This is a genomic window from Phormidium tenue FACHB-1052, from assembly GCF_014696675.1.
Classification (GTDB): Bacteria; Cyanobacteriota; Cyanobacteriia; order Phormidesmidales; family Phormidesmidaceae; genus Nodosilinea; species Nodosilinea tenuis_A.
The window spans coordinates 14,342-25,864 of record NZ_JACJQN010000012.1 but is presented as its reverse complement, the minus strand read 5'-3'; the positions used below and the strand labels follow the sequence as shown (position 1 = coordinate 25,864).

At 54.0% G+C, this 11,523-nt stretch carries 9 protein-coding genes; 4 read left to right on the top strand and 5 right to left on the bottom strand.

The genetic code is table 11. The features are described from left to right. Positions 1–53 precede the first annotated feature (53 nt). Positions 54–1,220, bottom strand: coding sequence for a helix-turn-helix transcriptional regulator (locus H6G07_RS16435; RefSeq protein ID WP_084173308.1), 1,167 nt, complete (start codon positions 1,218–1,220; stop codon positions 54–56). A 26-nt stretch (positions 1,221–1,246) separates the two neighbouring features. Continuing rightward, positions 1,247–2,290 (bottom strand): helix-turn-helix transcriptional regulator, encoded by a 1,044-nt coding sequence (locus H6G07_RS16430; RefSeq protein ID WP_084173310.1) that lies wholly within the window; start codon positions 2,288–2,290, stop codon positions 1,247–1,249. A 539-nt stretch (positions 2,291–2,829) separates the two neighbouring features. On the opposite strand from H6G07_RS16430, the gene H6G07_RS16425 reads away from it, so the two are divergent. Beyond that, the gene (locus H6G07_RS16425; protein WP_139297095.1) at positions 2,830–4,488 is read left to right on the top strand and encodes a PLL family lectin; all 1,659 of its coding nucleotides are present in this window, start codon (positions 2,830–2,832) and stop codon (positions 4,486–4,488) included. 128 nt (positions 4,489–4,616) lie between these two features. Here the strand turns inward: H6G07_RS16425 and H6G07_RS16420 are convergent, their stop codons facing one another. Both H6G07_RS16420 and H6G07_RS16415 read right to left on the bottom strand, forming a co-directional pair. Then, entirely contained in the window at positions 4,617–6,308 is a 1,692-nt protein-coding gene (locus H6G07_RS16420) for an ATP-dependent DNA ligase (protein ID WP_073609494.1), read from the bottom strand. Between the two features lie 36 nt (positions 6,309–6,344). After that, positions 6,345–7,388, bottom strand: coding sequence for a succinylglutamate desuccinylase/aspartoacylase family protein (locus H6G07_RS16415; protein WP_338420708.1), 1,044 nt, complete (start codon positions 7,386–7,388; stop codon positions 6,345–6,347). A gap of 192 nt (positions 7,389–7,580) precedes the next feature. Between H6G07_RS16415 and H6G07_RS16410 the strand changes: the two genes are divergently transcribed. From H6G07_RS16410 to H6G07_RS16400, 3 genes are all read left to right on the top strand, one after another. Beyond that, positions 7,581–8,126 carry an NADPH-dependent FMN reductase gene (locus H6G07_RS16410; protein WP_073609495.1) on the top strand — a complete coding sequence of 182 codons (546 nt, stop codon included), beginning with the start codon at positions 7,581–7,583 and terminating at the stop codon, positions 8,124–8,126. 263 nt (positions 8,127–8,389) lie between these two features. Further along, entirely contained in the window at positions 8,390–9,763 is a 1,374-nt protein-coding gene (locus H6G07_RS16405) for a (Fe-S)-binding protein (RefSeq protein ID WP_073609496.1), read from the top strand. 64 nt (positions 9,764–9,827) lie between these two features. Continuing rightward, positions 9,828–10,439, top strand: coding sequence for a PAP/fibrillin family protein (locus tag H6G07_RS16400; RefSeq protein ID WP_073609497.1), 612 nt, complete (start codon positions 9,828–9,830; stop codon positions 10,437–10,439). Positions 10,440–10,519: 80 nt separating this feature from the next. Here H6G07_RS16400 and H6G07_RS16395 read toward each other — a convergent pair whose 3' ends face one another. Beyond that, positions 10,520–11,257, bottom strand: coding sequence for a PHP domain-containing protein (locus H6G07_RS16395; RefSeq protein WP_073609498.1), 738 nt, complete (start codon positions 11,255–11,257; stop codon positions 10,520–10,522). Positions 11,258–11,523 lie beyond the last annotated feature (266 nt).

The following is an 11,523-nucleotide window of genomic DNA, read 5'->3' as shown; positions in this document are numbered from 1 at the left end:
AGTTCAACTGTAGACTCAACCCGAACCGGAGCGTTGTCCCCAATGAACCTGGTTTAGCTAAAAATGCCCAGATGCTCTAGGGCATACATGACTGCGGAGAGGCGGGTTTGAACGCCAAATTTCTCGTAGATGTGCTCAAAGTGCTTTTTGACAGTGCGATCGCTCATGCCCAGCAGTTTGGCGACCTCCAACGGGCTTTTATCTTTGGTTGTCCAAAACAAGACTTCTGACTCTCGCTTAGTCAAACCCAAAAATTGCAACGACTCTACCGACAATTGCTCTGTTTCAGTTTCTTCAAGCAGCAGATAAAGCTGCTCGGCCTTTGGGCAGTAGCTAAAGCGAACAACCAACCGCCGCCCCTCTAGCTGAAATCTCAGGGGGCGTGCCAACCGACAAACTTCCTTTGACTGAGCGAACATGGAAAGCTGACGACTGACCCACTGTTGCAGTAGGTCAGGCATTGCGATGTGGGCTTTAGATGGCGGAAAGTAGCGGTGCAAGATCATCCCAGCCTGTCGGGTCATCCATTGCACGGCACCACTGGCAGATAGGGCAATGAGTGCGGCTTGGTCCATAGCAGATTGTTGCTCAGAAAGCTGGTGATGTACTTGGCCAAAGGCAACGAGAGTTTCGTAAGCTTGTTTGAGGTGAGGGCGTATCAGATTTAGGACTAGACGATCGCGCTCAGTGAAGTTGCGGCGGTCACGACTGATTACTAGACCTAAATGCTCTTGCTGACGATAGAATAAATCAACTGTGGGCAAGGTCTTAAGCTCATGGGAAAGAGCAATATAAATTCCCATTTGATCTTGTATTCCAAAGTTCTCAAGAAAGCTTTTATACAAAGATTCTTGACGATAAAACTCTGACTTAATTGAAAAATCAGAAATCGCTTTAGCCTGACCATCTAGAGTCTGAAGGTAGTTAGTTGCTACAGGATGTGAGGAAGAATTTCCAGGCTGTGTAGTAAATGCTGTTGCTGCCACGCCAATTGAAGGATCTGGAAAAGTAATAATTTGAGGCAAGATTATATTGTGAGGACTAATATTTAAAGTTACATCGCGAGTACTAAAACTAACAAACCCAGTCCCTTCCGTACCGACAATTTCTGGCAATTCTTCCATGATCCGCTTTGGAAAAGTCTCCAGATCGCAAGGAATGTAGAGCGATTTAAAGAATTTGTTCAGACAATGCCAATCTGCATTTGTAAGGATTTCCATAAACCTCTAAAAGGAAATATTTTTGCTCAGACAAAAATACCCAGATGCTCTAAGGCATACATAACAGCAGAGAGGCGGGTTGAAACGTCCAACTTTTCGTAGATGTGTTCTAGGTGCTTTTTGGCAGTGCGATCGCTCATCCCCAACAGCTTGGCTACCTCCACCATACTTTTATCTTTTGCGACCCAAAACAAGACCTCTGACTCTCGCTTGGTTAAGCCCAAAAGTTGTAGAGCCTCAATCGAGAACTGTTCTTGCTCAGTCTCTTCGAGCAGTAGATAAAGCTGCCCAGCCCTAGGGCAAAAGCTAAAACGAATGGCCAACCGTCGTCCCTCTAGCTGAAGTCTCAAGGGGCGCGCTAATTTACAAACCTCCTCTAGTTGAGCAACCATAGCTAACTGACGACCGACCCACTGCTGCAACAAATCGGGCAGAGCGATCGCAGCTTTGGATGGCGGAAAGTAGCGGTGTAAAATTTCCCCCGCTTTTTGAGTGATCCACTGCACAGTGCCGCAGGCAGATAGGGCAATAAGGGCCGTTTGGTCGGTAGCAGATTGCTGCTGGGTCAGGTGGTCATGCAATTGGTGAAAGGCAACCAAGGTGTCGTAAGCCTGCTTAATGTGGGGGCGAATGAGGTTGAGAATGAGGCGCTCGCGCTCGGTGAAATTGCGGCGATCGCGGCTGAGTATAAGGCTAATATGCTCCTGCCTGTGGTGAAACAAGTCGAGCTTTTGGCAGGTTTTTAGCCCAGATGGAAGTTCAAAGTAAATGCCCATCTGGTCTTCTATCCCAACGGGCCGAAGAAACTCTGAATATAGAGGCGCTTGAACATACAGTTCTGCCGCGCTCAAAAAATCTGAGATCGCTAAAGCTGAGCCATCCAAAGTCTGAATATAGTTAGTGGCGACCGGATGGGAGAAAAAGTTTTCAGGCTGCGCAGTAAACGCTGTCGCCGCCACACCCACCGACGGATCGGGAAAGGTGACAATGCGTGGCAAGTTTTTTTCACGCAGGCTGAAACTGGTGACTCCAGCGGTATCTGCACGAACAATCTCTAACAAGGCTGCCATAAGATGCGCTGGAAAAGCCTCCAGACTGCAAAGGGTGTAGAGCGATTTCAAGAACTCATTAAGGCGTTGCCAGTCTGCACTTGTTAGGGTTTCCACACTTTTTTCAAAAAGTAGGACTGCTTAACATTCGAGTACGGCGATCGTCGTATTGTCTCTGCAAACAGATTTTGGCATTCTTAGCACCATCACGTCAACCAACCGTTTGTTTACCCATAGGAGATACAGCGATTTTAGAAATTCACTTAAGTGCTTCTACCCAAAGTTGGTAGACTTTTATACTTTCCCCAGAAGGAGAGGTAGCTTAACAATCGGGTACGGCGATCGTCGCATTGTCTTTGGAAATAAACTCTGGCACTCTAATACCGAACCCTTCTTGAAAAGATGTTTCCTGCAATATAGGTCATGGCTAAGAAAGATTAAGAGGAGACAGTAACTATCTAAAGCTCTGAAGTTTGCTTGTTTTTTTCAGAGAGATTTTACTCAGATTGTTCTGCTTTTAGATTTCGCAAGCGTATCAACGTATATTGGAGAAAAGAACGATGACAACTGGCTTCGCTGTGACGCAACCTGGGGCTCCTACCAAGCTACTGTCCCTTAGACTACTTGATGTAACATGTGTTGATGAAACTGATCACGAAGGTGTTTGGCCTCTTGAAAATGAATGGGTTGCAAACGATGCGATTCGCCTTCGAGCTATTGCTGCAGATCAACATGGAGAAAGCAATCCGACCATTACTAATATTCCCAAGATAGATCTTGGAAGCAACTATGAGGATGGACGGAGCTTTCGGCAAAATCGAGTTCTTTTCTCAAAGTTTATTAGATCTGATGCTGTTTTTCCAGTGAGTGTAAGTGTTAATCTCTTCTTGATAGAAGAGGACTACCTCCATGATGACATTAAAGAATTTGAGCCTGTAATTCGTACTTATGGTGAGCAGTCTGCAAAGATTCATTCTGCTCTTAGTTCTGTGTTTGGTGCTCTAGGGCCTGCATTTAAGATAGCTTCAGCAATTGGTAAGGTTGCAAGTGTTATAGAGCCTCTCTTCGCGAGCGCACTAGCAGATATGGGAAATGATTACTTTCCTGTAACTGATACGGCAATTGCGATCGCGTCATTTGACGCTAATCCTACGCCTGCAGAGCAAAGATTTGTCATTGAGATCTCCGAAAGGAAAAAAATTAAGGGGACATACAGGCTCACTTTCTCTTGGGAGTTGTCAGAAGTCGTTGTAAACCAAATGGCTGCAGTAGCTCCATCACCCAACTCTATTCACACATTTAGCGTTGGGCTGACAGGTAACATCCTTGAGTATAAGAGATCTGGAGATAAAGTGACTGGGCGAGTCGACGTTTTAACCCATTCACCGCCGTTCGACACCGATATTCCAAGTTGGCACAGACCAGCCTCGATCACTCATAACAGAGGTGCTGGCAAGTATTTGATAAACAACTTTTTTGTTGAAAACAATACAGGAAATATTATCCGTCAGTGGCACATCAACAATGTAGGATGGCGGTGGGAAAGGCTTATCCGTCAGTTTCCTGGAAATGCGCTTCCAACAGGCCATTTATGTGGTTGTGCTTGGAGTGAGGACGTCTTCCATATCTTCGGTGTTGATGGGAGTGGTAACCTCTTACAAATATCCCATAATGGTGGGTGGCGCTGGTTTAATCTAGGAAATCCGTGGGGCTCGAGTACTAGAATCATCCCATCAACAATAACAGCGGCTTCCCGAAAGCATAATGAAATTGATATTTTCGGGCTTGACCGATCAAATAATCTCCTTAGGTTTTCATGGCGAAATCGCTGGCAAGCTTCCAATCTTGGACGTGGGCCTGAGTCAGCAAGATTCTTTCGACTTAGCGATAATGACACCCTAGCAGCCGTTGCTTGGGATCATGAGCGCCTTGATGTTTTCGGGCTTGGGAATATTAATGCTGGAAACTCTAGGCGATCAGTTATACAGTTTGTCGAAATTGGCAATGAGCGCAATTTCCATAATCTTGGATCGGGTTTTGCCAATGATTTGACCTTCTGTGGTTCTCTAGCGGCGACAAGCACCAGTCCTGGCTTTCATGAAATAGTAGGCTCTACAGCAAGACTCTCTCGTGGAGAGTCCATAGACGGAATTGGACTGGGAGAATTGACATTTGGAGGAGGCGAAGCTTGGGTGTTTAGAGACCGTGGGCGTATCTAGTCTGTAAATTCTATTTGAAGATCGTCGGTGTGGTGAGTTGACACTAACTCACCACGCCATTTTGATATTTCAAAGATCTGAGCAGAACCTGAGCACTATAGATAAACAGATGTCTAGACCAATGCTTATCAGCGAAAAGCTGTCAGCATATCTTTAGCAGTCTCTAACGTATCGGCTTCGATCGCAGGTTTGTCCTTACGCCAGCGCAGAATGCGGGGAAAGCGCACCGAAATGCCCGACTTGTGGCGGGTCGATGCGGCGATGCCTTCAAAGCCAATCTCGAAGACGTGAATCGGCTCGACCGATCGCACTGGCCCAAACCGCTCCGTCGTGTGGCGGCGAATCCACTTATCCAGCGCGTCAATCTCGGCATTGTCCAGCCCGCTGTAGGCTTTGGCGAAGGGTACCAGCGTATCGCCCTGCCAGAGGGCAAAGGTATAGTCGGTGAAGAGGTTGGCCCGCTTGCCGCTGCCCGCCTGGGCGTAGATCAGCACCGCATCCAGGCTCATCGGGTCGACCTTGTACTTCCACCAGTAGCCGCGCTTGCGGCCCACCAGGTAGGGGCTGTCGATCGCCTTCACCACCAGCCCCTCGGCCCCCTGCTGGCGGGAATTTTGGCGCAGGGTTGCCAGTTCGGCAAAGGACTGAAACTCAAGGGGCACAGACTGATGCAGGTTGGGGGCAGTGTGCACAGCCAGCAGGGTAGAGAGAGACTGGGTGCGATCGCTCCAGCTTTTCTCTCGAATATCAATGCCGCCGTACTCCAGCAGGTCGTAGGCGATGAAGTGGACAGGGCTATCTTCCATTACCTTTTTGCTGACTTTCTTGCGGCCTAGGCGCTTTTGCAGGTGGTTAAACGACAGCGGCATGCCGTCTTGCCAACAGAGAATTTCCCCATCCATCACAATGCCGTTGGGGAAGGTGGCCATCATCGCCTCCACTTCCGGAAACTGGTCTGTAACCAGGTCCTCGCCCCGCGACCAGACAAATACCTGGTCGGCCCGCTTAATCACCTGGGCGCGAATGCCGTCCCACTTCCACTCCGCCCGCCAGCGGGAGCAGTCTTCGCCCTGAAATTTTTCTTCGTCCAGAGAGGTGGCCAAAAAGAACGGGTAGGGCTGGCTGGGAGCATTTTGCGTGGCCGCTTCACTAGTCAGGCTGGTGTAGAACTCGACCGTGGGGCTAAAATCGCCCATCAGCCGGTGAGCCAGCACGGCTTCAGAAACACCCGTGGCAGCAGCGAGGCCCTTGATCACCAGCTTTGCCGATGCACCGACCCGAAAGGCTCCAGTGAGAATCTTGTTGAGTACAAAGATCCCGGTATTGTCCAGTGCCGCCCACCAGGAGACAATCAAATCGCGCCGTTCATCGTCGGTCTCCATGGCTTTATACATGGGAATAACGTCCTCCATCCACTGGTGCAGCGAAATAGAGGGGGGGCGATCTGCCTGAGAGGGCTGTGCGCCCCTAGCGGAAACGTCGCTAGTTTGGCTGCCCTCTCCTTTAGAAACCCCAGCCGCCAAGGACTGGCTGGGCAGATCCACATCCCGCAGCAGCAGCGCAATCACCTCCGCTGAGTCGCCCACCTGGGCGTAGCAGTCCTTAAACAACCATTCGGGAATGTCGGAAATCTGCAAGAATACGTCCCGCAGCGTCCGCGAGGTCACCATGCGGCGGCGGGTTTTGCCCAGCAGCAGATAGAGCGCCCAGACTTTGTCGGCGGGTTCGGCTTCTTGAAAGTAGGCTTGCAGCGATCGCACCTTCTCATTGGTCGAGGTGGTCGCATCTATATCCGAAAAAAGCTGGGTAAATCGCTGCATGGTCTAGCGGGATGGGCGGGCGTCGCTGTGCTCATCCTACTGTTCTTGCTCGATCGCTGCCTTGACGCTGGCGACGTGAACCAGAGCATCGCCCTGATTGACCAACGGGTTTTGGCCGTGGCCAATCACAATACCGGCCATGGGGCTGCGCACCTGCATTGGCTTGTCGCCAAAGGTATCGCTGATAAAGCCCAGGGGCTGGCGCTGCTTGACTTCATCGCCCAGGGAAACCGATCGGTGCCAGATGCCGCCGCGAGAGGCCCGGACCCAGCGAGTCTCGCGCACTTCTAACGTTGATGGCTGGTCCATGGCCGGTGGCGTATACATGCCCAGGTAGGCCATCACCCGGTAAATGCCGTCTACCCCGGTTTGAATGGCGGCTTCGTCAAACCGCAGCGCTTCGCCCCCTTCGTAGAGCAGGGTCGGGATTTTCCGCTTTGCCGCCGCCTGGCGCAGCGAGCCATCGCGGTGGGAGGAGTGGATGATCACCGGTGCTCCAAAGGCTCTGGCGAAGTCATAGGTGGCCGGATTGTTGAGGTCGGCCCGCACCTGGGGCAGGTTAACTCGGTGAATCGCAGCCGTATGCAGGTCAATGCCGTGGGTACACTGGCTGACCACCTCTTTCATAAACAAATTCGCTAGGCGACTGGCCATTGAGCCCCGCGCCGAGCCGGGGAAGGCGCGGTTGAGATCGCGGCGATCGGGCAGGTAGCGGGATTGTTCTAGCAGGCCAAAAATGTTCACCACCGGCACCGCAATCACTGATCCAGCCAGGCGATTGGGCCTAAGCGACTTAGCAATCCGGCGAATGACGTCGACTCCGTTGAGCTCGTCGCCGTGAATGGCGGCACTGAGCCAGAGGCGTGGCCCCGGCTTTTTGCCGCTGATCACCGTCACCGGCAGCGACATCATGGTGCCGGTAGTCAGGCGAGCCACTGGCAGGTCGAGCCGCACCCGCTTACCCAATGGAATCATTTCGCCCCCAATGGTGAGCGGGCTCAAGGGAACGGCAGCCGGGGTCGCCAGCGGCGGGCCAACGGCTCGAACGCATTCGAGGGAGTTTGGTGAGGGTTTACCCAAGGCAACCGGCGGGGTAATTTGCCGTCACTATAGCCGATTAACCGTGGGGCATGGCCGTTTTGTTGGAGGACGTTTTATTGAGAAGAGCTTTAGCAAAGCTGATCGAGAGAGCGTGGACTAGTTGACAAATCGTGACAATCCTTATTAACCTGAAGTCATTACGATTATGCTTAAGCGAGCAGGAGGTATGCAGTGGTGAAGTTTGTCGGTATCGCCGGGAGTTTGCGGCCCAACTCCTATAGTCAGCTGGCGCTGGGGCTGGTGTGCGATCGCCTTGGCGCCCTCGGAGCTGACGTTGAGCAACTCGACCTACGCGAGATGAACCTGCCCCTCTGTCACGGCGGCAAAGATTATCCTGACCACCCTGACGTAGAGCGTCTGCGCCAGGCGTTTCTCGAAGCTGACGGCTTTGTGCTGGTTACCCCCGAGTACCACGGCAGCGTCAGCGGCGTGCTCAAGAACGCCCTAGACCTGATGAGTTTTGACCAGCTCGACGGCAAAGTAGCTGGGGCAGTCAGCATTCTCGGCGGTCAGTCCAACAACAACGCCCTCAACGACCTGCGTACCATTCTGCGCTGGGTGCACACCTGGGTAGTGCCCGAACAGGTGGCGATCGGCCAGGCTTGGCAAGCCTTTGACGATCAGGGCAAGATCGTTGATGAAAAACTTTCTCAACGGTTGGACGGCCTTGCCCAGAGTCTCTACGATAACACCCGCAAACTGCGCGGGGTGGATTAAGCCTAGGCTTCTAGTTACCATGCTTGCCCCCGCTCTAGGGGGCTTTTCAAGGCAATTCCTGTAGCAGAAATCTGGTGGATCTCCAAAGGTCTGCCCCTTTTTGAAAGGGCTTTTTAAGGCAATTTCCCTAGAAGAAATCTGAGAGATCTCTCACCCGATATCCTAAGCCTATCCCTACGCTCATCATTGCGGGATCTTCGCTGCCCTAGGGTTATTCGGTGGGCAATCGCGCTAGGCTGAAAGCACCCCTTACCCACGTTTCCATGCCGACCTCAGAGTCTTCAGCGCCCGCCGCTTGGCCCACCGCTGCCAGTGTTGCTGACGGGTTTGATGCCCAACACCCCCCTGACCCCAAGCTGATTGATGCCTGTGTGCACTGCGGGTTTTGCCTCACCACCTGCCCCAGCTACCGCGTGCTCGGCACCGAAATGGACTCCCCCCGAGGCCGCATTTATTTAATGGACGCCATCAACACGGGCGAAGCGCCTCTGTCGGCCACCTCGGCGAAGCATTTTGACTCCTGCCTGGGCTGCCTGGCCTGCACCACCGCCTGCCCTTCCGGGGTGCAATATGACCAGCTGATTGCGGCGGTGCGACCCCAGGTGGAGCGCAACCATGAGCGATCGCTGCCAGAACGGTTGGTGCGATTGCTGATCTTCAGCCTCTTCCCCTACCCCACCCGGCTGCGGGCAATGGCCGGTCCCCTGTACCTTTACCAAAAGCTGGGGATTTCTCAGCTGGTGCAGAAAACCGGGCTGCTGGCCAAACTGTCCCCCAGCCTGGCGGCCATGGAATCGCTGCTGCCCCCAATCACCGCGGAGAGCTTTCAAGATGACCTGCCCGAACTGATTCCGGCGGTGGGCACTCAGCGCTACCGGGTGGGTATGGTGCTGGGCTGTGTGCAGCGCGTATTTTTCTCAGACGTGAATGCGGCGACGGCGCGAGTGCTCAGCGCCAACGGTTGCGAGGTGGTGATTCCCCACGAGCAGGGGTGCTGTGCGGCGCTGCCCGCCCACCAGGGGCAAGCGGCCCAGGCCCAGGCGCTGGCCCGCCGCATGATCGACTGCTTTGAGGCGGCCGAGGTCGATTACGTGGTGATCAACGCGGCGGGCTGCGGCCATACCCTGAAGGAGTACCACCACATCTTGCAGGATGACCCGGAGTATCGCGATCGCGCCCAAGCCTTTGTAGCCAAAGTCCGCGACGTGCAGGAATTTCTCGCTCAGGTGGGGCTGACAACGCCACTGCACCCCATCACCTCAGGTGCTCTGCCCATCGTCTATCAAGATGCCTGCCACCTGCTCCACGGCCAAAAAATCAGCCTTCAGCCCCGCCAACTGCTCAAGCAAATCCCCGGCGTCATCCTGCGGGAACCCATTGATGCGGCCCTCTGCTGCGGCAGTGCCGGAGTCTACAACATGCTGCACCCCGACGTGGCGGCAGAGCTAGGCCAGATGAAGGTAAAAAATTTGTTGAACACTGGCGCGACTTTGGTGGCCTCTTCCAATCCTGGCTGCTCGCTGCAAATTCAGCAGCACATGGCTGGGCAGGCAAGAGCGGTGCCGCTCTTTCACCCCATGGAGCTGCTCGATTTCTCAATTCGCAATCTGCCGCTACCGTTGGAGAAGCCTGTTTGACTTCACCGGGTATCCTAAGCTCAGCCTAGGTTAGGTTCCCCGCTCCCTTCATGTTCCTGCTGCAATGACTCCTCTTCAGACTCGCCGCCATCAGCTTAAAACTCAGCTGCTCCAGAGCATCAATGCTTTAGAAATCGAAGATGCTATCTTGCCCGTAGAGCATCCCGCCATTGACCAAATCATCTGCGAACTGGAAACCCTGAACCCCATTGACCAGCCCCTACGTCAGGAACACTGGCCCATGCTCCTGGGCTCATGGGCGTTGGTCTATGCCTCGCGGGGTACCGTGGTCACGCGACGGCTGGGGCGGCAGTTTCCCTTGCCGGTCAGCATTCAGCGCGTCTGGCAGCGGCTGACCGACTCCGAGGGCACCGGGGCTGGCATCGCCACCGAAAATGGCGCTGTGCTATCGCTACCCTTGTTTGGCGAACTCACCGCCACCGCCCAGGGGGTTTGGAATCCCTACGAAGAAGGCGAGAGCGCCCGCGTTAGCTTTGGGGCCTTTACGGTGCAAGCTACCCGCTTGCTGGGCATCGCCGGGCTGCACCTGCCCCAAATTACTGTGCCGGTGCTCGAATTTCTTCGCCAAGAGGCGCTGTGGATCACGTCCTATCTGGACGAAGATCTGCGGTTTGGGCGTGGTGCTACAGGTAACTTGTTTGTGTTTCGGCGGTAGTTGGCGAGCGCCCAGAGAGCATTCCCCAGGCTGTGACCGCCAGTTGCCGTTGCGCCACGAAAGTAGGTGACCCTAGAACGCTACAGTCGCCGCAGCAGACTAGGCCCGTGGGTGTCGGTGCCGCAGGTCGTCAGCAGGCTGTGGTCTTGGGCCAGTTGCTCGACGGTGGGCGTGTGGCGAGGGCAGGGTGTCCAGTGTTCGGGGTTGGCGTAGGCGTAGTAGGTTTCGACCCCGTCTATGCCGAGGGCCGCCGCGATGGGCACCAGGGTTTTAGCCGAGGTGCGGTAGCGGGCGGGGTGGGCCAGCACCGCAATGCCCCCCGCCGCCTGAATCGCCGCAATGACCGCCGCCGCGAGTTTGGTTTCACCTCGGGGTGCATAGCCCCGCAAATAGGGTTCGATCGCATCGTGGCTGGGCGTAAAGCCGTAGCCCAAAACATGCACTTCGGTGTCTGCCAAGATGGCGGTAATTTCTACGCCGGTAAACAGCCGGGGCACCGCTCCGCCCTTGCCTCGCTGACGGCTGCGGAGAGACGTGGGGTGACGCCACTGCCAATCTTCCAGCCAGGCTTTGGCCTGTTGGTAGCCCTTGACGGTGTGGTGATCGGTGATGGCAAAGGCGCTGAGGCCAATATCGACCACCTGCTCCATCAGGCCAGCGGGGGTGAGCTTGCCGTCGGAGCAAGCGGTGTGCATGTGAAAGTTGTAGGTATAGGGGCAACTGGTTGCGTCTACAGCGGCAAAAATTTTTCTCAGCGATTCCGCATCCCCGTTGCGGGGGCGCTGGCTAAAGGTGCTGAGACTGGGAGTGGCAACCATGAATCGTGGGGAGGAGTGCTGCGTTTTACCAAAGGTTCTTTATTAAATATATAACTTTGCCCCGTTGACGGAGGAAATTTTTGTGCTTCGAAGGCTGCTATTCGGATAGATTTTGGGTCTAGAGCCGGTCTGTCAGGGGGATAGCAACGCCGAAACTATTGCTTCGGATTCTTATTTAGCCTAACTAAAATAGCGGTTTTAAAGTGTTCGTCGCTGACCGATCGCCGAGATCCTGTGGGAAAATTTTGCCTACTGCTTCGGTCTTC

Coding starts and splice junctions, on each gene's coding strand:
- H6G07_RS16420 (WP_073609494.1), bottom strand. CDS start 6,308: ATGCAGCGATTTACCCAGCTTTTTTCGGATATAGATGCGACCACCTCG.
- H6G07_RS16425 (WP_139297095.1), top strand. CDS start 2,830: ATGACAACTGGCTTCGCTGTGACGCAACCTGGGGCTCCTACCAAGCTA.
- H6G07_RS16405 (WP_073609496.1), top strand. CDS start 8,390: ATGCCGACCTCAGAGTCTTCAGCGCCCGCCGCTTGGCCCACCGCTGCC.
- H6G07_RS16430 (WP_084173310.1), bottom strand. CDS start 2,290: ATGGCAGCCTTGTTAGAGATTGTTCGTGCAGATACCGCTGGAGTCACC.
- H6G07_RS16395 (WP_073609498.1), bottom strand. CDS start 11,257: ATGGTTGCCACTCCCAGTCTCAGCACCTTTAGCCAGCGCCCCCGCAAC.
- H6G07_RS16435 (WP_084173308.1), bottom strand. CDS start 1,220: ATGGAAATCCTTACAAATGCAGATTGGCATTGTCTGAACAAATTCTTT.
- H6G07_RS16400 (WP_073609497.1), top strand. CDS start 9,828: ATGACTCCTCTTCAGACTCGCCGCCATCAGCTTAAAACTCAGCTGCTC.